Origin of the sequence: Solibacillus sp. R5-41 (assembly GCF_002736105.1) — a bacterium.
Taxonomy (GTDB): domain Bacteria; phylum Bacillota; class Bacilli; order Bacillales_A; family Planococcaceae; genus Solibacillus.
Genome location: NZ_CP024123.1, coordinates 1,220,790 through 1,243,209 on the forward strand (window position 1 = coordinate 1,220,790; position 22,420 = coordinate 1,243,209).

A 22,420-nucleotide genomic window follows, 5' to 3' on the forward strand; every position below is an offset into this window, starting at 1 on the left:
TTAAAGTGAGAATGGTTGATATTATTGAGAAAAAACGTGATGGAGGAGAGCTGTCAAAAGAAGAAATCCATTTTTTTGTAAAAGGATATACTGATGGCTTAATTCCGGATTATCAAGCAAGTGCTTTATGTATGGCAATTTATTTTCAAGATATGACAGACCAAGAGCGCGCGGATTTAACGATGGCGATGGTTGAATCAGGTGATCAAATTGACCTTTCTGCAATAGCAGGCATCAAGGTGGATAAGCACTCTACTGGTGGAGTGGGCGATACAACTACATTGCCGTTAGCCGCTATGGTTGCAGCAGTTGGCGTACCCGTTGCAAAAATGAGTGGGCGCGGACTAGGGCATACAGGGGGAACGATTGATAAACTAGAAGCAATTGAAGGGTTCCATGTTGAGCTTTCCAATGACAACTTTGCGAAACAAGTAAACGAAATTGGCATGGCGGTCATTGGTCAATCTGGAAATTTAACGCCTGCGGATAAAATGCTCTACGCATTACGTGATGTAACAGGTACAGTATCGAGCATCCCATTAATCGCAAGTTCAATTATGTCGAAAAAAATTGCTGCGGGTGCAGATGCGATTGTACTCGATGTGAAAACGGGCGATGGAGCTTTCATGAAAACAGTTGAAGACTCAAAACTGTTAGCACAAGCGATGGTTAAAATCGGTAATAATGTCGGTCGTAAAACGATGGCGATTATTTCGGATATGAGTCAGCCTTTAGGGTTCGCGATTGGGAATGCGTTAGAAGTGAAAGAAGCGATTGATACGTTAAAAGGGAATGGTCCCGAAGATTTAAATGAATTATGCTATACACTCGGCTCTCAAATGGTTGTGTTAGGTGGGAAAGCAAAAACAATCGATGAAGCGCGAAAAATGCTAGAAGAAGTTGTTGCAAACGGAGCGGCGTTAGAAGTATTAAAGAAATTTATTACTGCTCAAGATGGCGATGCATCGGTCGTAGAGGATACAACACGCCTTCCACAAGCGCAATTTGAAATCGAAGTACCAGCAAAGGAATCGGGCTATATTTCAAAAATTGAAGCGGATGATATCGGGACAGCAGCAATGTTATTAGGTGCAGGGCGTGCTACGAAAGAATCTGAAATCGATTTAGCTGTGGGACTTGTTTTACGCAAAAAAATTGGAGATCCCGTAACACAAGGTGAGTCCCTCATGACAATTTACGCAAATCAACAAAATGTGGATGATGTGTTGGCGAAAATCTATCAACATGTTCATATTTCAAGCAACAAAGTGAGTGCACCGAACTTAATTGAAGCGGTTATTACAGAGTAGAAGTTTGTCAATTCACTTAACTTAAATAAAAATCAAGCTATTAGTCACTCCAAGTATAGGGATGCTAATAGCTTTTTTTATTTGCTTCAGGGAGGTCCCTCACTTTTATAAGTAGGGATCGTACTCATTTTATTGACTCCACATCTTTTACCAAAAGTTCCAGGAGCATTAGTAGAAATTGTCCTATCATCTGTAATTACGATGCTATTTTTACAAGTTCAGGTCGTACCGATTGGTTCGACATATGGCGTGATTCCAAATACGTTACCTCACTTTCAAATTCCAGAAATTACGTTGGAACGAATTTATATACTTCTCGGTCCTGCATTTGTCATTGCGTTGCTAGGAGGGATTGAATCGTTATTGTTTGCAGTTGTTGCGGATGGCATGGAGGAGGCAAGCATCATAGTAATCGGGAGTTAATTGGGCAGGTGCTTTTTTTGTTAACGGTATTTACGAGTTTAACAGTTGCTGTACAGATTGGTTTATTGCTTGCGGTCGTTCTTTTTGCCAAGCGCATGAGTGAAATGCTCGTTGTTGCAAAAGTTTTATCCGATATAAATTCGAATAAAGGCAAGCTACAAGCAAGTATTGTTTCGAACACGCATGATTGTCCACAAATTAGTATATCAAATGAAACTACATCAAAAATCAAAGAAGTTGCTGAAGTAATTGGATAACCTCACTGAAGCCTCGAACAATGTTTCGGGGCTTTTTGTATGCGCAATGATGTTTAAAATGGCTTGAATATCCCTATACTACTAGCAGTTGTCGCACAGGCACTACTTTTAGCGAATTTATTCTAGTTTTGTCAGTCATAAAGGAAATTAGAAAGAAATAGAGAATTTGCGAACAAGAAGGAGGGCGATACTGTGAAATTTAATATGACACTTCATCCAAATCAAGTTCTCGTCATTAAACTATTTGGAGAGCTTGATCATCATCAAACAGAAAAGGTTCGCGCACAAATTTCCAAAGCAATTTTACAAGGGAATGTGAAGTTGCTTATTTGGAATTTAGAGCAACTGCACTTTATGGATAGTTCAGGTATTGGACTCGTGTTGGGAAGAATACGTGAGTTGCGAGCGGTAGATGGGCAAACGGTAATTTTAAATCCATCTGAAACTATGCAAAAAATATTTCAATTTTCAGGGTTAGGTGGCTTGATTATGGAAGGCTCGGAGCAAAATGTGATTTTACAGGCAAGGGGGATTGTCAATGGATAACAAAATGACACTAACGTTTATAGCACGCAGCGAAAATGAAGGACTTGCACGTGTTGCCGTGACAAGTTTTATTGCGCAATTAGACCCAACGATTGAAGAATTATCCGAATGCAAAACAATTGTCTCGGAGGCTGTTTCAAATGCAATTATTCATGGCTACGCGAATAATCCCAATGGCATCATAACGATCCATGCTATTCGCGATGGAGCAGCAATTAGTGTTGCAATTAAAGATGAAGGATGTGGTATTGAGGACATTGAACAAGCGAGGGAACCACTTTACACAACAAAACCAGAAATTGAACGCTCAGGAATGGGCTTTACGATTATGGAAAGCTTCTCTGATTTTTTGCAAGTTGAATCGAGTGTCGGTGTGGGAACCGTCATTACGTTTACGAAACAAATATCTTCAGCACGCACACTTGTTACGTAACGAAATAGGGGGATGAGTACGATCGAACAGTCATCTGAAACGTTATTAACGCAAGAACAAATGAGAAAACTCATTGCAAGTTCACAAGCCGGTGATAAAGAAGCACGTAAAACTATGATTGAAGGTAATACACGACTCGTTTGGTCCATTGTCCAACGATTTTCATCAAGGGGTGTTGAATTAGATGACTTGTTTCAAATCGGTTGCATTGGCTTAATGAAATCGGTTGATAAATTTGATTTATCCTATGAGGTGAAATTTTCAACGTATGCCGTTCCGATGATTATAGGTGAAATTCAACGGTTTTTAAGGGACGATGGGATGGTGAAAGTAAGTCGCTCGATTCGAGAGCTCAACTTTAAAATTCGCCATGCTACGGACGAATATTTAAAAACGAATGAAAAACCACCTTCTATTGGAGAGCTTGCGCAAATTTTGAATGTTACACATGATGAAATTTTAATGGCAGCGGATGCAATGCGTGATCCAGCAAGCCTTCATGAACAATTATTTGAAAATGATGGGGATTCCATTACATTAATGGATCAGATGAGAGACGATAAGTCGGAATTACCGTTTGACTATATCCCACTAAAAGAACTACTAAAGAAACTTGGGAAACGAGAACAAGCGATTATTTACTTCCGCTATTATTTGGATTTAACCCAAACGGAAATTGCTGAACGACTAGGAATTTCCCAAGTACAAGTGTCACGTCTTGAAAAGAAAATACTCGCACAGCTAAAGACCTGGATGGATTTAACAACGACTTCAAAGACGGTGAATAAATAAATGACCAATCAATTGTTTGCAACTTTAGAAATTGCAAAAGCATACTTTGAAAAAACTTTTGATTCAGAAAATACGTTTGATGTTTGTATAAAAGTAATTACGGTAAGAAATTTACCGACGCTTACGGTTTATGTCAGTGGATTAATCAATAGCGATACTTTGACGGAGCTTTTGGCTAATTTACAGTGGCAAGAAGAGGAAGAAATTGAGGATGAAGTTGAGTATTTTAATGGGCACTTCAACTACCACGGCAAGGAAGATGCAACGTCTATCGAGAATTTTCTGCTAGGAGTCCTTAGTGGGCGTGTTGGATTTATTACACGCAGTGGCTATAGTTTCTTAGCAGAATTCCGAGAATATCCTGGCCGAACTCCTGAAGAGCCGGATAATGAGAAGGTAATTCGAGGAGCACGTGATGGTTTTGCTGAAAACATTATTCAAAATACAGGGCTTATTCGTAGACGGATCCGAAGTGAAAAATTAAGGTTTCAAATGCACCAACTCACAACCCTTGGGCAAACGGATGTAGCGGTTTCCTATATGGAAAACTTGGTCAATGAAAAACATTTACATTGGCTTATTGAACGCTTACATCAAATTAAACATGACGGCTTAACAATGGGCGACAAGTCACTTGAGGAATGGTTGTTTAAACAAAAATTCCATCCATTACCTTTCGTTCGGTATTCAGAAAGACCGGATATTGTCGCAGCACATTTATTAGAAGGTCATATTGCGATTATTGTAGATACATCACCTTCAGTCATGCTTATGCCTGTGACAATGTTTCACTTATTGCAGCATGCAGAAGAGTATCGTCAAGCTCCAATAATAGGAACGATGATGCGGATTTTAAGGTATATAGCGGTAATTTTTAGTCTAATATTACTTCCTATGTGGTATTTATTGGTGACTAACGATAATTTACTGCCAGAAAAATTAGCTTTTTTAGGGACAAAGGAACCGAGTGAAATTCCTTTGTTTTTACAAATAATCATTGCGGATGTCGGGATTGAATATTTGCGATTAGCAGCTATTCATACACCAAGCCCGTTATCGACGGCGATGGGTTTACTAGCGGGTATTACTATTGGGCAAATTGCAATTGATGTTGGCTTATTTTCAAGTGAAGTTGTGTTATATATAGCGATTAGCGCCATTTTCACATTTGCACTTCCCAATTACGAGCTCAGCATTTCGGTGAAGGTTTTCCGATTATTATTATTAACAAGTACGGCTTTGTTTGGTTTGAATGGTTTCTTTATCGGTGGTTTCATTATCTTCAGTTATTTATGTGCATTAAAACCGATGAATGTGCCGTATTTATGGCCGCTCGTTCCATTTTTCCCAAAAGCCTTTATGCGTGTAATCATTCGATTCCCAATTTCTCAAGATGCACTTCGTCCGTATGTAATCGGTGCTAAACAGCGAAAACGTTCATGAATCTACATTGCATGACTTTCTCTCCTATGTTAAAGTTCTCATATAATATTTTGTGACTTTTAAGAAAATTAGTACACTTTAGCTAAAGTTAGGGGAGATAGGAATGCATTTATATGGAACACAGAAAATCAATGAACACGGACATTTAACAATTGGTGGTATCGATACGATCGAGTTGGCAAAACAATATGGAACGCCATTATTTGTATATGACATCGCATTAATTCGTAAACGAGCACGTGGTTTTATACAAACATTTGAAAAATTAGGTGTGACAGCTCAAGTAGCGTATGCATCAAAAGCTTTTGCTTGTATAGCAGCATACCAATTAGCTGCTCAGGAGAATTTATCACTTGATGTTGTCTCAGGTGGAGAGCTTTATACTGCAATTCAAGCAGATTTCCCAGCGGAACGTATTCATTTTCATGGGAATAATAAATCGCTTGCGGAATTAGAGCTTGCATTTGAAACAGGTGTCGGCTGTATCGTGATTGATAATTTTTATGAAATCACTTTAGTAAAAGAAATTGCACATGCACGTCAACAAAAGATGAATGTTTTACTACGTGTAACCCCAGGTGTAGAGGCACATACACATGATTTTATTACAACGGGTCAAGCAGATTCAAAATTTGGTTTTGATTTAAATAACGGTCAAGCGGATGAAGCGTTTGAACAAGTAGTACAAGATGAATACATCCAATTACTAGGCTTACATTGTCATATTGGCTCGCAAATTTTCGAAACGGATGGCTTTAGCCTTGCTGCAGGAAAAGTGATGCAAAAAATGGGTGCGTGGAAAGCTTCTCATAACTTTGATGCAACCGTTTTAAATTTGGGTGGTGGATTTGGAATTCGCTATACAGAAGAGGATACACCACTTGAACCACACGAATATGTGGAAGAAATGATAAAAACTGTACAAGCCGAAAGCAGTAAGCTAAAATTAGCAATGCCGGAGATTTGGATCGAGCCTGGTCGCTCTTTAGTAGGAGATGCAGGAACATCACTTTATACGATTGGCTCACAAAAAACAGTTCCTGGTGTACGTGATTATATTGCTGTTGATGGAGGGATGAGCGACAATATCCGTCCCGCTTTATATGATGCAAAATATGAAGCGATCATTGCGAATAAAGCGCAAGAAGCGAAAACTTGTACATACACGGTAGCAGGGAAACTATGTGAATCTGGTGATAAATTAATCATTGATGCAATCTTACAACAGGCACAAGCTGGCGATATTTTAGCGATGTTCTGTACAGGCGCATATGGGTATTCAATGGCATCCAACTACAATCGTGTTCCGAGACCAGCAGTTGTCTTCGTGGAAAACGGCGAACATCAATTAGCGATCAAACGAGAGAGCTATGAAGATATTGTCCTAAACGATCTTCCGCTAACATTGAAAAAGGGTGAGTAATCTTTGAAACTTTCAAGACAGGCAAAATGGGGCATTGGTTTATTAATAGGAATTATTACATGGTCATTGCTGTTCATTTACGTCATAAGTCCGTTATTTTACATGTATACTACTAAGTAAAGTGCCGTCTATTATAGCATTGGAAAATTGTGTTATTGCATTTCCGATTATCTTTTGATAGGATTTGCAATGGTAGAATTGAGGGAATGTGAAATGTTAGTACGATATAAAAAAGCACTTGAAAAAATTGCAATGGGCTTAATTTCATTAATGCCACAAGAAAAAGAAATTAAGCGCTTAATGGAAACCATTCAACATTACGAACAGGATGAAAATTGGGTTTTGTATTTATGGAAAAAGGATGACGAATATGTGGGTACAGTGGGCCTTGTTGAACAAGATGCCATTGCCACGATCCAACATATTACCGTAATTCCTTCTTATCGCGGAGAAGGTGTAGCGATGGAAATGTTACAGGAACTGCGAGAACTTGGATATGAAACCATTCGAGCAAATGAAGAGACAGAGCCATTTATACAGAAATGCATACCTATATTAAAAGAAGCCGACTAATGTTGGCTTCTTTTTTTTGATTCACGTGCAGCAAGAATATCTGAACGGTCACGTAGCATATGCTTATTCATAATAAAATGTGCTGAAAGCGGAGGAAGCGAAGTTATTTTCTGTGACACGAGAAGCTGTAGTGTATCTTTTACAATAGGAAGTTTAAACGCTACAAAATGCTGTGCTTCATGGATACGCTGTAAACTAATATGCATTTGCTCTAGTAAATCTTCCCTGTTAATATATTCATAAAAAAGATGGGAATCGTTTTTTTCAAAAATGGTTAGGGCTTTTTGCAAAATTCGGTTAGCGCCTAATAAATTTCCTCGTCGCCAATGATACAAGCCTGTTGCTAGTTGTACATAGCCAACGAGTGGGTGGTGTTTTTCGCCAGGGGCAATTTCTTTCCAATATTCTTCTAACACCTCATGGCATTCAAAATAGTCCTCATTGCCATTAAAATAGCTACAATAATCGACAAACAATGGATGAAACAAAGGATGCATTGTTCTCACCTTTCCTCTATACTATTAAAATAAAATATTAATTTGTGTTATGATAAATTTCGACTAGAAATGACAGGTGGTTTCGTAATATGTCCTACGAAGTAAAGCTAGATGCCTTTTCAGGGCCACTAGATTTATTATTGCATTTAATTCATCGTTTGGAAATTGATATTTATGATATTCCGATGGCCGAGCTGACGGAACAATACATTGATCATATCCATGCGATGCAAACATTAGAACTTAATGAAGCAAGTGAATATTTAGTAATGGCAGCAACACTTCTTGCGATTAAAAGCAGAATGTTAATTCCGATACATGAGGGAGAAATTGATGATACTGAAATTGATTTAGATGATCCAGACCCTCGTGATGAGTTAGTAATGCGCTTAATTGAATATAAAAAATATAAAGAAGCCGCGATTCAATTGCAAGAATTAGAAAGTGAGAGAGGCCAAGTATTTACAAAAGCGCCAGCCGACCTTTCTGAATACATGCCAGATGAGCAACTTGCATTATTTGATAAAAATGTCAACGTCTACGATATGTTGAGTGCTTTTCAAAAATTAATGCGTCGGAAACAATTAAAAAAACCGTTAGCAACCCGTGTAGCGAGACAAGAAATTTCTGTTAAAGAACAAATGCGCGCGGTAATTACTGTGCTAAAAAATAATGGGGGAAAAGTGATGTTTTCGGAACTTTTCACCTATGAAGACAAATCAATGCTTGTGTTAACATTTTTAACGTTACTTGAATTAATGAAACGCCAAGTCATTTTTGTTGAACAACAAAAAAACTTCGATGATTTATCGGTTTTGTTACAAAAGGAGGATATTGGCGATGAACTCGAACAAATTACTGAGCCGAATTGAGGCATTATTATTCGTAGCTGGTGATGAAGGAATGACTGTTAAACAGCTTGCCCAATATATAGAAGTAGAACAAATGGATATAGAAGCGGGTCTTAGTGAGCTTCTTTCACAATATAATGAAGGAGAAGAACGCGGTATTACATTGAAACAACTTGCAGGTACGTATCAAATTACAACGAAACCAGAAGTTGCGGATACTTTGAAAAAATTGATTGAAAATCCGACTAATCAAGTATTAACAAGCGCTTCTTTAGAAGTATTAGCGATTATTGCATACAAACAGCCAATGACGCGCGCGGAAGTGGAAGATTTACGTGGTGTGAAGAGTGAGCGTCCAATCGCTACGTTAGCAGCACGTGCACTCGTTCAAGAAGTAGGTCGAGCGGAAGGGACAGGTCGTGCCATTTTATATGGTACAACGAAGGAATTTTTAAATTACTTTGGCTTGAAAAATATTAATGAGCTGCCACCTTTACCGGAGCAAATTGAGCAAGATGAAGAGCAGCCAACAGATTTATTTTTAACGAAATTCCAAGAAACGTTTACCCAAAAATAAAGGAGTGGCTCGTTGAAAAAATGGATTGTAGTCGTAATATTGGCGAATTTTTTGTTGTTTAATCACGTGACCGTACAAGCGCAAGGAAGTAGCTATGCAGTCATTGATGCACAAAATGGGCGTTTATTGCTTGGTTCAAATGTAGATGCAAGACTGCCGATAGCGAGTTTAACAAAAATGTGGACCGCAATTGTCGTAATTGAAAATAGTGCCCTGAGTGAACAAGTTCTCGTCTCAAAAGAAGCGGCATCAGTAGAAGGTTCCTCTATTTATTTGGAGGAAGGGAATAGCTACTCGGTGGAATATTTATTGTACGGTTTAATGATGCAATCTGGGAATGACGCTGCGACGGCACTAGCGGAACATGTAGGTGGTTCGGTAGAAGGATTTGCCCGATTAATGAACGAAAAAGCAAACTATTATGGCCTCGCACAAACCTATTTTACGAATCCAACGGGCTTACATCATCCGGATCATTTATCTTCTGCAATGGATACCGCAAAAATGTTGCAAATTGCGATGAAAAACGAAACCTTTCAAAAAATAGCTTCCACTACACAATACAATGAAGGCACTCATTGGAAAAATAAACACCGACTTTTACATTTGAAAGATGGCGCGGTTGCAGGAAAGACGGGTTATACAAAGGTCGCGGGTCGGACGCTTGCAACCTATTATGAGCGAGACGACAAAAAGTTCGTTGTCGTTACATTGAACGGTGCGAATGACTGGAATGTCCACCAAGGTTTAGCGGATGAAATCGACCGAACATATGAATTAGAAACAGTCGCAGATGATGGTAAGTATAAGAAAAATGGCGTGACCATTTTTTTGGATAAACCAATTAAGATGCTGCTAAAAAAAGGTGAATTGAAGCAAATCCAGCATGTTGTCTATCTTTCGCGGCACAGCCAATCAAAGCGGGCAGTGTGGCATGTTTTCTTAAACGATGAAATGGTAATTGCAAAGCTAGCCGAAAAAAAATGAGACGGTCTTTTCCAAAAGACCGTCTTTTTTTCGTGGTTTTTCACCGCTAAATTTATGGCTATATAGATTGAACTAAAGAATTCCTCTTTTAAAGGCCTCCAATAATGGGGGGCGAGTTGATTTCCATTCCGGTCCGGACGTTATCCGCAGGAGTCGCCTCCCCTTCATTCCAATCAACTCTATGCTATAAAATTCTACCAAACTAACTTCTTATCATTTTCTTCTTGATATTAAGTTCGTTTCATATGTTCGAATCAAATATTGAAATACTAGTTCACAACTAAAATCTGCCTTGTCATACAGTCATACTTGCAACACATGCCGACTGATTCCTGCTCTTCAATAATTACATAAATAGGATGAGTTTTTCCTATTGGGATGAAAATCTAAATATCAATCCGCCGCCTCCCACGTTAGCTACGCCCCAAATCCAGAAATTTTCAGAATGGCTAACATTAAAAAGGCTGGCCTTGCACATAGCACACAGATGAGTCGTACAGATTTGTGACAACAAAGCTGTGTGATACATGTGCTTAGCCAGCCTAACAAGTACACGCTCAATTTGAATCTAAATTTGTAGCGCATTTCCATTTGTTTAGACCAAAAACGAAAAGAAAAGTAATTTCTCTTTTATAATGTCGAAAGATGTGACATAATTTTCAACAGTTAATATAGTTAACGCAGTTATGCTTTATCGAATGCAGAGAGTGTATACGGTCAAAGCAACTGATCAATCAATGAGGTGAACTTATGGAAAGATTACAAAAGGTGATTGCCTATGCAGGTGTCGCATCAAGACGTAAGGCAGAGCAATTAATTGTCGAAGGAAAAGTAAAAGTAAACGGAAAAGTAATACGTGAATTAGGAACAAAGGTTGCAAATTCAGACACAATTGAAGTGGAAGGCGTAAAGCTTGAAAAAGAAGATAAAGTGTATTTCTTACTTTATAAACCACGTGGCTATATTTCTGCCGTAACAGACGATAAAGGTCGAAAAACGGTAACAGATATTTTCAAAAAGCATGTTCATCAACGAATTTTCCCTGTCGGACGATTAGATTATGACACAACAGGTTTACTTTTAATGACAAATGATGGTGAATTTTCGAACTTAATGACACACCCGAAATTCAAAATTGATAAAACGTATATTGCACGTGTAAAGGGTGTTCCAACGAAGCAAGGCTTAATGAAGCTACAAGGTGGAATTAAATTAGAAGACGGAAAAACAGCACCAGCAAGAGTAAGTATGACAAGCTTTGATGAGTCAGCTGGAAAAGCAATTTGTGAAATTACGATTCATGAAGGTCGTAATCGTCAAGTGCGCCGTATGTTTGAAGCAATTGGTACACCTGTTGTGAAGCTAAAACGTGAACGCTTTGCCTTTTTAGATTTATCAAACTTAATAGCTGGGGAATACCGAGAATTATCAAAGCATGAAGTAAAACAATTACGTGTTCTTGCTGAGACAGGCAAACTTGATTAACAACAAGAAAATAGTGGAAACGTTCATAAATCATTCAAATTAAACAAACTAGAAGCGCCCATTTGTTTGCTATAATAGGCAATAAGTAGAAGTGCTTCTAGAAGGAGGTTTTTTTGATGGATAAGAAAAAAAGACGTTCAATCACCCGTGGAATTATTTTAGCTGTGCTTGCATTAGCAATTGGTTATACCGTATATGCAGCATGGGCAAAAGACAAAGTTGAAATTGTAAAAGAGGGCTCAAAAGCACCTGATTTTGAAGTGGTCGATTTAAACGGTGAAAAGCATCGATTAGCAGACTATTATGGTGAAGGCGTCCTATTAAATTTCTGGGGTACTTGGTGTGCACCATGTGAGCGTGAATTCCCTGCAATGACAAGGCAATATGAAACGTACAAAGATTTAGGGGTACAAATTATTGCTGTGAACTTTGCACAATCAGACTTTGAAGTACAAAAATATGTCGATAATATGGGTATGAATTTCCCTGTTGCCATTGATAAAACGAAAAGTGTTTTTACAGCCTATAATATTGATCCACTTCCAACATCTATTTTTATTAAGCCAGACGGAACAGTGGATCGCATTATCACGGGCGAAATGAGTGAAGCTCAAATCGCAGCATATTTAGAATCGATAAAGCCGGAATAGGAGTTTTTACGCGATGAATAAATTACTATGTGAATGCGGCCATGAAAATCCAGAAGGCACAAAGCTCTGCCAAAAATGTGGTCGTCCGTTATCAGAAGAGGAAAAAGACAAAAAAATAGCAGACATGCGTTACGAGGGAACAGCCATTCGTTCAAAAACGTACAATAAGTCGATTATTGATAAAGTTTGGAACTTTTTCTCGAGTGTAAAAGTTGGAATTGCCCTTATTATTATTAATTTAGTGGTAGCGTCTATTGGTACTATTTTGCCGCAGGAATTTTACATAAGCGTTGCAACGGATGCAGAAAAAGAAGCGCATTATTCAGATGTGTATGGATGGTTTGGTGAAATTTATTATGCACTTGGATTATCAGATGTTTATTCGTCTATTTGGTTCCAAGTTCTGGTCTTAATGTTAGGTGTATCAATTATTATTGCAAGTATTGACCGTGGTTTTCCATTACATAAGTCGTTAAAAAATCAACGTGTAAAACGCCATGCAAGCTTTATGAAACGTCAACGTGTCATAGCGGAGGGGCAACCTGCTAAAAATGCCGATGAAACACTCGCATTAGTAGAGCAAAAATTAAAAGAACTCAACTATAATGTTCGCCGTGAAGATCAATCAATTTTAGCTGAACGAGGGCGTTTTTCTCGTTATGGTCCTTATGTGAATCATGTCGGCTTAATTGTGTTTCTTTTGGGCGTAATGTTACACCTCGTGCCTGGTTTTTATGTAGATGAATCGATGTGGCTACGTGAAGGTGAAACACGCGCGATTCCAGGGATGGAAGGTTATTTCTTAAAGAGTGATAAATTTATATTAGAAACATATGACAATGATCCGCAAGGCGAACAATTAAAACAAGGTGTCAATGTTGTCGCTAAAAATTTCCAAACAGATGTAACGCTTTATCAGCAAAAGGAAGGCGCTGTTGCTGGGCAAGCGGATGATTTGGAAGTAATTAAACAATACGAAATTCGAGTGAATCACCCTTTAAAGCATGAAGGTTATGCACTTTATCAAATGGACTATCGATTAAATGAACTTAAAAGTATGAAGTTTGATTTAACGCATAAAGAAACCGAAGAATCACTCGGACAATTGACGATTGATTTAACAAATCCGGAAGATGAATATGAGTTAAATAACGGGGCAAAAGTAAAATTACTTGCTTATTATCCTGATTTTTCGGGATTTAAAGATGGTGTACCGCAAACGGCGACCGCATCACCTAACAATCCTGCCTTCATCTTCAAAATGTTTACATCTGAAAAGCCAGAAGGGGAAACGAGTTTTGTTGCCATTCAACAAACTCTAGAACCGGACGGAGAAAACAATTATAAAATGAAATTTGTAAATGTAGAAACGCGAAATATGTCTGGTTTAACAATTCGTTATGACCGCACGCTACCAATTTTATTCGTTGGGGGCATTATCTTTATGATTGGTGTTGCCATGGGGTCTTATTGGAACCACCGCCGTATATGGGTTGAACAATTAGCGGATGGAACAGTGCATTTAGCGGCACATACGAATAAAAACTGGTTCAGCATGAAGAAAGATTTAGACAAACTAACGGATGCCGCCCATTTACCACAATACGTGGATCAACAAGAGTCAAAAATAGATGAGCAACAAGAACTTGAAGATAAGTAAGAAACGGAGAAGGAAGGTAAAACTTTATGAGTTTAATCGATATTAGTGGTAACTTACTATACATTGCATTCTTCTGTTATTTAATTGGTACATTTCTTTTTAGTGGTGCCATTAAAGAAAAAAATGATACTGCTGCAAGTCGTGCTGAGAAGTTCGGTAAAGTTGCCATTATCGTTACGATTATCGGCTTTATTTCACATGTAGCTTACTTTATTACGCGCTGGATTTACACAGGACATGCACCTGTAAGTAATATGTTTGAGTTTACAACAGCGTTTGGTATGTTTATTGTGTTATCATTTATCGTTCTTTATTACATGTACAAAGTGGCTGCATTAGGTGTGGTGGCATTACCAATTGCATTACTAATTATTGCCTATGCTGCGATGTTCCCAACGGAAGTTAGCCCTCTTGTACCATCTTTACAAAGTCATTGGTTAACAATTCACGTTATTACTGCGGCACTTGGTCAATCAATTTTAGCGATTAGTTCTGTCGCTGGTTTAGTGTACTTATTAAAAAATGTGAATACAAAAGTAAGATCATTTGAAAGCATTGCGTTTGAGATGGTTATGTTCTTTGGTGTTCTTGTCATTGGTTTCGTTGTCGCAACGTCAACATTTAGCGCAATGAATTATGAAGCAAAATTTGAATACGTCGATACATTAGATAAAGTAAGTGAAGTTACGTATACGATGCCTGCCATTTTTGGAATGAATGAATATAAAGAACTGTCAGAGGACAAAATGACACCAATTAAAGCAATGCCTGCATTAATAGATGCACGTAAATTAACGACTGTATTTTGGTCAATCATATTTGGTTCTGCACTTTATTTATTAATTCGTCTTGTTTTCCGACGTTCAGTTTCATCGATGCTACAGCCATTAGTAAAGCGCGTAAACTCGCAATTAATGGATGAAATCGCTTATCGATCAGTATTAATCGGTTTCCCTGTCTTCACGTTAGGCGCATTAATCTTCGCCATGATTTGGGCACAAGTCGCATGGAGTCGCTTCTGGGGCTGGGATCCAAAAGAAGTATGGGCATTAATTACATTTTTATACTATGCTGCATTTTTACATTTACGCTTATCAAAAGGGTGGGAAGGTAAAAAAACTGCATGGTTAACAGTAATCGGTTTTTTAATTATTATCTTTAACTTAGTCGTCGTAAATCTAGTAATCGCAGGTTTACACTCTTATGCATAATCGTAGAGAAATTGCATAATAGAAGAGAAGTTCCTCCATACTTGGTAGAACTTCTCTTTTCAATTGTGGTTCTAAAAGGTACAATAGAGAAGAGAAATAGAGATTTGAAAGGGGCAACACCAGTGTCTGAAAATATTTCTGTATTAATCGTAGATGACGAGGACCGTATCCGTCGTTTATTAAAAATGTATTTAGAGCGTGAAGGTTATTTAGTAGATGAGGCTGAAAATGGTGAGCAAGCCATTGCTATGGCCTTCGAAAAGGACTATCACTGTATTTTATTAGATATTATGATGCCTGAAAAAGATGGTTTAGAAGTATGTGCAGAAATACGTGAAAAGAAAACAACACCAATCATTTTATTAACTGCAAAAGGAGAAGAAGCGAACCGTGTGCAAGGTTTTGAATTAGGCGCGGATGATTATATCGTAAAGCCATTTAGCCCGCGTGAGGTCGTATTACGTGTGAAGGCGATTTTACGCCGATCAGCAGTCTTTTCACCAGTCACGAACACTTCTTCGTCAAAGGATTTAGTCGTGTTCCCGCATTTAACAATTGATCATGATGCACACCGCGTGACAGCGGACGGAACAGAAGTAAATTTAACGCCGAAAGAGTATGAATTATTATATTTCTTAGCAAAATCTCCAGATAAAGTGTTTGACCGTGAGCAATTATTAAAAGAAGTATGGCATTACGATTTCTTTGGTGACCTACGTACGGTTGATACGCATGTGAAACGATTACGTGAAAAGTTAAACCGTGTTTCCGAAAATGCGGCAAAAATGATCGTAACCGTTTGGGGCGTTGGTTATAAATTTGAGGTAGTTAATGAATAGAATATGGAATAGTATTGTCGGGAAGCTATGGGTAACCATTTTGCTTCTCGTTTCATTTGTCCTTTTTATTTTCACGGTCTTTATGCTAGAGTTTCTTGGCAGTTATCATAAAGAGCAATCCGAACAGTCTTTACGTCAAACAGCTGCTGCGATTGCGAGTATCGTCGATGATGAAGCTTTGAATGAAAATAAATTAGCTATTATTTCAGAGCTTATGACGAATACGATGAGCGTGCTTGTTGCCAAAAGTTCAAATGAAATTTTGTATGCAAAACAAGAAGGCGTGAATCAACAGCAAATCCAGCAAGAAATTATTTCCAATAGAGCATTTCAAGAAGTTTTTGAAATTACAGAGCCAATTGTAAAAGAATTAATCCTTCCTTCAAATACCGAAAAAGATAAAAAAAGTTCCTATATGGTCCTTGGATTCCCACTAAAAGGGGACGGGGAGTTACATGGGGCCATTTTTATTTACAAAAATCCAGATGCTGTTTATCAAACGAGCAAAAATACGACAAAAATCGTTTTTTTTGCAGCAGCCGTGGCCTTTATATTAACGACCGTTTTTGCTTTTTTCCTATCTTCTCGAATTACGTACCCATTAAGAAAAATGCGTGAACATGCATTTGAACTTTCAAAAGGACGCTTCGACTCAAAACTGGAAACGAAACAAAATGATGAAATTGGGCAGCTTGCTGTTGCTTTTAATCAAATGGGTCGCCAATTAAAGCATCATTTAGAAGTAATCAACCAAGAAAAAGAACAATTATCAAGTATTTTAACTTCTATGACGGATGCGGTAATTACGTTTAATCGGGATAAAACGATTTTAGTAAGCAATCCACCAGCCGAACGTTTATTACAAAAATGGTTTGTTACAAAAGGGTTAGACAGTACACGTCCTATTCCTGAAGAACTTTATCATATGTTAGATCATGTTTTAAACTTCGAGGATAAATTGGATGAAGAATTAGAGCTTGGAAAATCGTATTATAGCATTACATTTAGCCCGTTATATAGTGGCAATGCAATTCGTGGAGCAGTAGCGGTTATTCGTGATAAAACGGAGGAAACAAAATTAGAAAAGTTAAAATCGGATTTCATTGCCAATGTTTCGCATGAATTACGTACGCCGATTGCGATGCTGCAAGGCTATTCAGAAGCGATTATCGATGGCGTTGTGACTTCAGAGGAAGAACAACAGGATATGATTCGTGTCATTTATGACGAATCACAACGAATGGGGCGTCTCGTAACGGATTTACTCGATTTAGCGCGCATGGAAGCAGGACATATGACTTTGTATAAGGAAACGGTCCCATTAGTGTCTGTAATCGAACGGATGACACAAAAATTTGGTCAAGCAGCGAAAGAACATGAAGTACATTTACGTTTTGAATCTGAATTTACACCAGATTCGATGATTCACATTGATGAAGATCGTATTGAACAAGTATTAACGAATCTAATAGATAATGCGATTCGACATACTTCTGCAGATGGTTCCGTTACCGTTTCAATTTTAAAGGAGCAAACATTCGCGAAAATTCAAGTGAGTGATACAGGTCAAGGCATTCCTCAAGAAGATTTACCTTATGTATTTGAACGTTTTTACAAAGCGGATAAAGCGAGAACACGTTCTAAAGGTGGTACAGGACTTGGGCTAGCCATCACACGCAACATTATCGAGGCACATAAAGGCACGATTACAGTAGAAAGTGGCGAACACCAAGGCACGAAATTTACATTTTATTTACCGATGTCTGAATAATGCGATGACAGGAATCAAATTAATTACGCCTCGGCTAATTCTTGTCCAGATTTTTTTAGCGCGCCCGAAAAAATCCTTTTCAAAATCTGTGACAGCCGCTGGGGTCTGAACTACAATTGAAATAAGTGCATACTTGTCATTCAATCCCACTTATAGAAGTAGGGAACTTCTGCTGAAGCAAGTTTAACTAGAAAGGTGTGACTATTATTTTATAGCACACCTTTTTGATTATGGATAAACTTACCATGCAACTTTTTACGTTTAAAAACGACAAATTAGTAGAACGGAGGTGGGATGGGTGCAAGAGTCCATTTTCCATCGATTATATGATACTTATCATCAAGATGTTTTCAATTTTTTAATATACTTAGTAAAAAACCGTACAATTGCGGAGGATCTTTCGCATGAAGTATATGTGCGCGTCCTAAAATCCTACGAACGTTTTGAAGGGAAAAGTAGTGAAAAGACATGGTTATTTTCAATCGCAAAAAATGTTGCTATTGATTATTTTCGTAAAAAGCAAATTCGAGATCGTCACTCTTTTACAACCTTTGATTGGGAAACCGAACAACTTGTTTCTCCCGTGCCAACGCCTGAGCAATTTATGGAATTAAGTGACCAGATGCGCCAATTACTAGCTGCATTAGAGGTGTGTACAGGGGATCAAAAAATGGTGATCATCATGCGTTATATGCAAGAGTTAACGATTCAAGAAACAGCAGATGTCTTAGGTTGGACAGAGGGGAAAGTAAAAACAACACAGCACAGAGCATTAAAAAAGTTACGGGAAATTTTACAGAAAAATGACGGAGAGGAGGCGAATGCATGATGAAAAAGGATTTTTGGGATGAAGATCAAATCGAACAGCTATTAAAGCAAACACCGAAAATAACAGATGATCGATCAAAGGATGAAATTTTCCAACGATTAAAAGAAAGTGATGCTTTTGATTCTCATACTGAACAACAGCCTGTCATCGTGAAGAAAAAGATGCATTGGAGGCCTTTAATTGCATCGATTGCCTCGCTTTTTGTTCTTGTTTTTATTGCTTCCACATTCCTAGGAAACGCACCTGTTTTACAACTGTCCTCAAGTGAAGATAAGGCAAATTCTGAAGATAGTTCACTCCATGAGCCATCCACAACGAGAATGATGGAAGGTTATTCAATGGACCAGGAAGAGAATCCGATATCACAAAAAATGGCCGCCATGCCAATGCAAACGGCGGTTTATGAGCAACAATTACAAGGGTATACATTGTTCACGCTAGGATTGGCAGGGGATGATGCGGAAAGTGTGCCTGCTAGTTTCTTGATTCCAATTGAAATCGTGGAACGTCAATTAGGTACGCAATCCCCAACGAAATTGCAGCTTTATAATGAATTTGCACCGTTTATTGAGGAGCAAGCACTAGGCTTTAAAGAGTATCATCCTTTCAAAGGAAGCTTTACGGAAAATGAAAAGAATTTAGTTCACCAGCTTCCAAATGACCATAACTATGATGCAGGTTCAGCTGCTCTCTCGAATTATAGGGGAGCTTTAATTGATACATTTGGTGCAAGTTATGACCAAGTGCAATTGAAAAATGAAGAAGGCACACAAATGATGCTTGATCATATCGGGGAAGTATATAAACCGATTATGTTAACAGGGAAAACGACGAATTATAATTATTTTAGTTATCAAATGCGTGACGGTTCAACTTATTTAAGTCCCAATTTTCGAATGAGCTTTAGCAATGTTGAAGATGCGTTACTAAATATGACGATGGAAGCAAATGATATTTTTCAAACAGCTATTTTGCCCGATGTATCCTTCCGAGTGATAGAAAAGGGAAATACCGTAACTGTTATTTTTGATGAACTGCTCGATTTAGATAGATATGATTCAGCTCAGGCGATGCGCATGATTGAAGGGATTCTTCTAACAGCGGCCAGCTTTAATAAACAAGTGAAATTTGAACAAATAAAACAGCAAGAATGGGGTGGTTTTGATTTTTCAAAGCCGTTACCAAAACCAGTTGCCGCGAATTTAATTAACTACGACTTTAACAATATTAAATAATCGAATAAAAGAATTGTAAGCGAAAGACTTTACAATTCTTTTATTTACCTTATAATGAACATGTAACAAAATTTAATATTGATTCATCTTCGGGGCAGGGTGTAATTCCCGACCGGCGGTAATATAAAGTTGTAGCCTCTGACCATTTACTTGGAGGACGCTACAGTCAACTTTTCGAGCCCGCGAGCCACTTTTTTGTGTGCAGGATTTGGTGTGATTCCAAAGCCGACAGTATAGTCTGGATGGGAGAAGATGGAGGTACGGTCGTCATTTCATGAAACTGCCGTGTTTTTTGGTAAACACAATTTTTGTTTTTCTAGTATTTAGAAAGGCTAACTTTCTTATACAAAGAAAAAGGATTGAGTTATGTTTTTAAAAACATGGAATAGACCTTTATTTAAGTGTGCCTATTCTCCCTTATGCTTCTTTATTAGCATAAGGGTTTTTTCATGGGATGATTTTGATTCGTCCTTTCTTCTTGCAAGAGTGAATCAGCAATGAGGAGAGATTTTTTATGCGCAAGAAAAGTTTAAAGTTACGTTCATTCGTAACAATCGGTATGTTAAGTAGTATTTCATTTATTTTGATGTTACTTAACTTCCCATTACCATGGTTCCCAGTGTTTTTACAAATTGATTTTAGTGATATCCCTGCATTAATTGCAGCCATCACAATGGGACCTGTTGCAGGAATTTTAGTTGAGCTGATTAAAAACGTGTTAGATTGGATTTTTACAGGCGCACCAGAAGGTATTCCAGTAGGGCATATTGCCAACTTTGTAACAGGCATTTCGTTTGTGATCCCAGCTTATTATATTTATAAAAGGTTCCCATCAGTAAAAGGACTTGTTGGTGGATTAGTGATTAGTACTTTCATCATGTCAATTGGCATGGCTGTATTAAATTACTTCGCGTTTTTACCAATGTATACGTATCTATTAGGGATGCCTGAATTTAATATGTACGAAACGATTGTTTTAGGTATTTTACCGTTTAATATAATAAAAGGAATTATCTTATTAGTCATTGCCACAATGATTTATCGCATCATGCGGGTATGGATTGAAAATCAACGTTCGCAGTTTTTAGCATAATACGAGGAAAGCCAGCATGCCAATCATTGGGTGCTGGCTTTCGTTTTCTAATAATAAATATGCGTTTACTATTGTAATCAGATGCTGAGACTGGTATCATATTGTTCATTGTTGCGAAAAATCAATCTATTTTGAGAATAGCAAACATTGAACTAACATCATAGGAGTGACATCATTGGATAAAAAAATACCCTTTTCTACATATGCTGTCATCGGGACTATGTTATTTGGCATGTTTTTTGGCGCAGGTAACTTAATTTTCCCGATTCAAATGGGACAGCTAGCAGGTACAAATTATTGGCCGGCACTTATCGGATTTTTAATAACGGCGATTGGTTTGCCGTTTTTAGGGATATTAGCAATAGGACTTTCGGGAAGTAATGGTCTGAAGGATTTAGCAAGTCGCGTACATCCTGTTTTTGGCGTATTATTCGCACTTGCATTGTATTTAACAATTGGTCCTTTCTTTGCGATTCCACGTACGGCTACGGTTCCGTTTGTTGTTGGATTTGAGCCGTTCATAGCACCTGAGCAAGCTAAGTTCTGGTTAGCAATTTTTAGTTTTGTCTTTTTCGCGATTGTATTTTACTTTTCGTTGAATCCGGCAAAAGTAATGGATTATATCGGAAAATATTTAACACCAGCATTTTTAGTGTTTTTATTTATACTCATTGCAATTAGTATTTTCTCACCGATGGGCAATTTCTACGGTCCAACAAGTAGCTATGTTAATGAAGCTTTTATGACAGGTTTCAAAGAAGGCTATAATACGATGGATGCTCTTGCTTCATTAGCATTTGGGATCATCGTCATTAATGCCATTAAGCGCGCTGGAATTACCGATAAAAAAGAAATTGCTAAAGCGACATGGAAATCAGGTATTTTTGCGATGGCGTTAATGATGCTTATTTACGGTTTAATTACGTATATGGGCGCATCGAGTGTCGGAATGGTAGGGACATTTGATAATGGAGGCCAAATTTTCGCGGCCGTAGCAGAACATTATTTTGGTGCTTATGGCGCGATATTATTAGCAATCATTATCGTATTAGCGTGTTTAAAAACGAGTATCGGGCTAATCACAGCATGTAGTGAGTTTTTTCATGAAGTGTTCCCAAAAATTAGCTATAAATTATTTGTAGTTGCATTATGTTTAGTTTCGTTTACAATTGCAAATTTTGGTTTGACGAATATTATTACGTTTGCGGTACCAGTTTTAATGTTCTTATACCCTCTAGCAATTGTTCTAATTATACTTGGGCTCGCTTCATCGTACTTTAAAAATAAGCAGTCGGTATACGCAGGCGCTATTATTTTGACGTTCTTTATTAGTACGATTGATGGCTATAACGCGCTAATAGCGAACGTGCCATCATTTGAAGTGAATTTTTTAACAGCGATTTCAGCATTTTATGCGGATATATTGCCACTCTATTCGATTGGATTAGGTTGGGTTGTACCAGCGATAATAGGTGTGCTTATTGGTTTGATTATTCCTAAAAAGAGTGCCGTTGTTTAAAGTAAAGCTTCAATCT

The 22,420-nt window shown here is 37.9% G+C and carries 21 protein-coding genes, 1 pseudogene and 1 riboswitch; of the genes and pseudogenes, 21 read left to right on the forward strand and 1 reads right to left on the reverse strand.

Annotation, left to right across the window (positions count from 1 at the left end; genetic code table 11):
• The first annotated feature begins 5 nt into the window (after nucleotides 1-5).
• The 8 genes and pseudogenes from CSE16_RS05670 (at nucleotide 6) to CSE16_RS05710 (ending at nucleotide 7,200) form a co-directional block, all read left to right on the forward strand.
• A complete protein-coding gene (locus CSE16_RS05670; protein WP_099423006.1) occupies nucleotides 6-1,310 on the forward strand; it encodes a pyrimidine-nucleoside phosphorylase in 1,305 nt (434 codons plus the stop codon).
• A gap of 123 nt (nucleotides 1,311-1,433) precedes the next feature.
• Nucleotides 1,434-1,939: pseudogene (locus tag CSE16_RS21240) on the forward strand (SulP family inorganic anion transporter); the annotation flags it as partial.
• 243 nt (nucleotides 1,940-2,182) lie between these two features.
• Nucleotides 2,183-2,536: an anti-sigma factor antagonist gene (locus tag CSE16_RS05685; RefSeq protein WP_253896176.1), complete on the forward strand. Its 354-nt coding sequence runs from the start codon at nucleotides 2,183-2,185 to the stop codon at nucleotides 2,534-2,536.
• Nucleotides 2,529-2,969, forward strand: coding sequence for an anti-sigma F factor (gene spoIIAB, locus CSE16_RS05690; RefSeq protein ID WP_099423009.1), 441 nt, complete (start codon nucleotides 2,529-2,531; stop codon nucleotides 2,967-2,969). Before CSE16_RS05685 ends, spoIIAB begins: the two co-directional genes overlap by 8 nt.
• A gap of 12 nt (nucleotides 2,970-2,981) precedes the next feature.
• Nucleotides 2,982-3,761 carry a SigF/SigG family RNA polymerase sporulation sigma factor gene (locus tag CSE16_RS05695; protein WP_099423010.1) on the forward strand — a complete coding sequence of 260 codons (780 nt, stop codon included), beginning with the start codon at nucleotides 2,982-2,984 and terminating at the stop codon, nucleotides 3,759-3,761.
• On the forward strand, nucleotides 3,762-5,204 hold the full coding sequence (locus tag CSE16_RS05700; protein WP_099423011.1) for a spore germination protein: 1,443 nt from the start codon (nucleotides 3,762-3,764) through the stop codon (nucleotides 5,202-5,204). It abuts the gene before it with no gap.
• A 103-nt stretch (nucleotides 5,205-5,307) separates the two neighbouring features.
• Complete coding sequence (gene lysA, locus CSE16_RS05705; protein WP_099423012.1) at nucleotides 5,308-6,627, forward strand: diaminopimelate decarboxylase; 1,320 nt, start codon at nucleotides 5,308-5,310, stop codon at nucleotides 6,625-6,627.
• 213 nt (nucleotides 6,628-6,840) lie between these two features.
• Entirely contained in the window at nucleotides 6,841-7,200 is a 360-nt protein-coding gene (locus tag CSE16_RS05710; protein ID WP_099423013.1) for a GNAT family N-acetyltransferase, read from the forward strand.
• Here the strand turns inward: CSE16_RS05710 and CSE16_RS05715 are convergent.
• On the reverse strand, nucleotides 7,197-7,697 hold the full coding sequence (locus CSE16_RS05715) for a DUF309 domain-containing protein (RefSeq protein ID WP_099423014.1): 501 nt from the start codon (nucleotides 7,695-7,697) through the stop codon (nucleotides 7,197-7,199). The genes CSE16_RS05710 and CSE16_RS05715 overlap by 4 nt on opposite strands.
• Nucleotides 7,698-7,786: 89 nt before the next feature.
• Here CSE16_RS05715 and CSE16_RS05720 point away from each other — a divergent pair, with 89 nt between their 5' ends.
• From CSE16_RS05720 to brnQ, 13 genes are all read left to right on the forward strand, one after another.
• Nucleotides 7,787-8,569, forward strand: a complete 783-nt coding sequence (locus tag CSE16_RS05720; RefSeq protein ID WP_099423015.1) for a segregation/condensation protein A — start codon at nucleotides 7,787-7,789, stop codon at nucleotides 8,567-8,569.
• Nucleotides 8,538-9,125 carry an SMC-Scp complex subunit ScpB gene (scpB, locus tag CSE16_RS05725; RefSeq protein ID WP_099423016.1) on the forward strand — a complete coding sequence of 196 codons (588 nt, stop codon included), beginning with the start codon at nucleotides 8,538-8,540 and terminating at the stop codon, nucleotides 9,123-9,125. Before CSE16_RS05720 ends, scpB begins: the two co-directional genes overlap by 32 nt.
• Before the next feature lie 12 nt (nucleotides 9,126-9,137).
• Nucleotides 9,138-10,112 (forward strand): D-alanyl-D-alanine carboxypeptidase family protein, encoded by a 975-nt coding sequence (locus tag CSE16_RS05730; RefSeq protein WP_099423017.1) that lies wholly within the window; start codon nucleotides 9,138-9,140, stop codon nucleotides 10,110-10,112.
• Nucleotides 10,113-10,862: 750 nt separating this feature from the next.
• The gene (locus CSE16_RS05735; protein WP_099423018.1) at nucleotides 10,863-11,597 is read left to right on the forward strand and encodes a pseudouridine synthase; all 735 of its coding nucleotides are present in this window, start codon (nucleotides 10,863-10,865) and stop codon (nucleotides 11,595-11,597) included.
• Between the two features lie 116 nt (nucleotides 11,598-11,713).
• Nucleotides 11,714-12,247 (forward strand): thiol-disulfide oxidoreductase ResA, encoded by a 534-nt coding sequence (resA, locus tag CSE16_RS05740; RefSeq protein WP_099423019.1) that lies wholly within the window; start codon nucleotides 11,714-11,716, stop codon nucleotides 12,245-12,247.
• A 13-nt stretch (nucleotides 12,248-12,260) separates the two neighbouring features.
• Entirely contained in the window at nucleotides 12,261-13,907 is a 1,647-nt protein-coding gene (locus CSE16_RS05745; protein WP_099423020.1) for a cytochrome c biogenesis ResB family protein, read from the forward strand.
• A 26-nt stretch (nucleotides 13,908-13,933) separates the two neighbouring features.
• Nucleotides 13,934-15,118 (forward strand): c-type cytochrome biogenesis protein CcsB, encoded by a 1,185-nt coding sequence (gene ccsB / locus CSE16_RS05750; RefSeq protein WP_099423021.1) that lies wholly within the window; start codon nucleotides 13,934-13,936, stop codon nucleotides 15,116-15,118.
• A 122-nt stretch (nucleotides 15,119-15,240) separates the two neighbouring features.
• Entirely contained in the window at nucleotides 15,241-15,957 is a 717-nt protein-coding gene (locus tag CSE16_RS05755) for a response regulator transcription factor (protein WP_099425761.1), read from the forward strand.
• Nucleotides 15,950-17,728 (forward strand): ATP-binding protein, encoded by a 1,779-nt coding sequence (locus CSE16_RS05760; RefSeq protein WP_099423022.1) that lies wholly within the window; start codon nucleotides 15,950-15,952, stop codon nucleotides 17,726-17,728. Before CSE16_RS05755 ends, CSE16_RS05760 begins: the two co-directional genes overlap by 8 nt.
• Nucleotides 17,729-18,026: 298 nt before the next feature.
• The gene (locus tag CSE16_RS05765) at nucleotides 18,027-18,557 is read left to right on the forward strand and encodes an RNA polymerase sigma factor SigX (protein WP_099423023.1); all 531 of its coding nucleotides are present in this window, start codon (nucleotides 18,027-18,029) and stop codon (nucleotides 18,555-18,557) included.
• Complete coding sequence (locus CSE16_RS05770; RefSeq protein WP_253896177.1) at nucleotides 18,554-19,792, forward strand: hypothetical protein; 1,239 nt, start codon at nucleotides 18,554-18,556, stop codon at nucleotides 19,790-19,792. The genes CSE16_RS05765 and CSE16_RS05770 overlap by 4 nt, the downstream gene beginning before the upstream one ends.
• 81 nt (nucleotides 19,793-19,873) lie before the next feature.
• Nucleotides 19,874-20,050: riboswitch (FMN riboswitch) on the forward strand.
• Nucleotides 20,051-20,306: 256 nt separating this feature from the next.
• Nucleotides 20,307-20,885: an ECF transporter S component gene (locus CSE16_RS05775; protein WP_099423024.1), complete on the forward strand. Its 579-nt coding sequence runs from the start codon at nucleotides 20,307-20,309 to the stop codon at nucleotides 20,883-20,885.
• Between the two features lie 175 nt (nucleotides 20,886-21,060).
• Entirely contained in the window at nucleotides 21,061-22,404 is a 1,344-nt protein-coding gene (gene brnQ / locus CSE16_RS05780; RefSeq protein ID WP_099423025.1) for a branched-chain amino acid transport system II carrier protein, read from the forward strand.
• The last annotated feature ends 16 nt before the right edge of the window (nucleotides 22,405-22,420 follow it).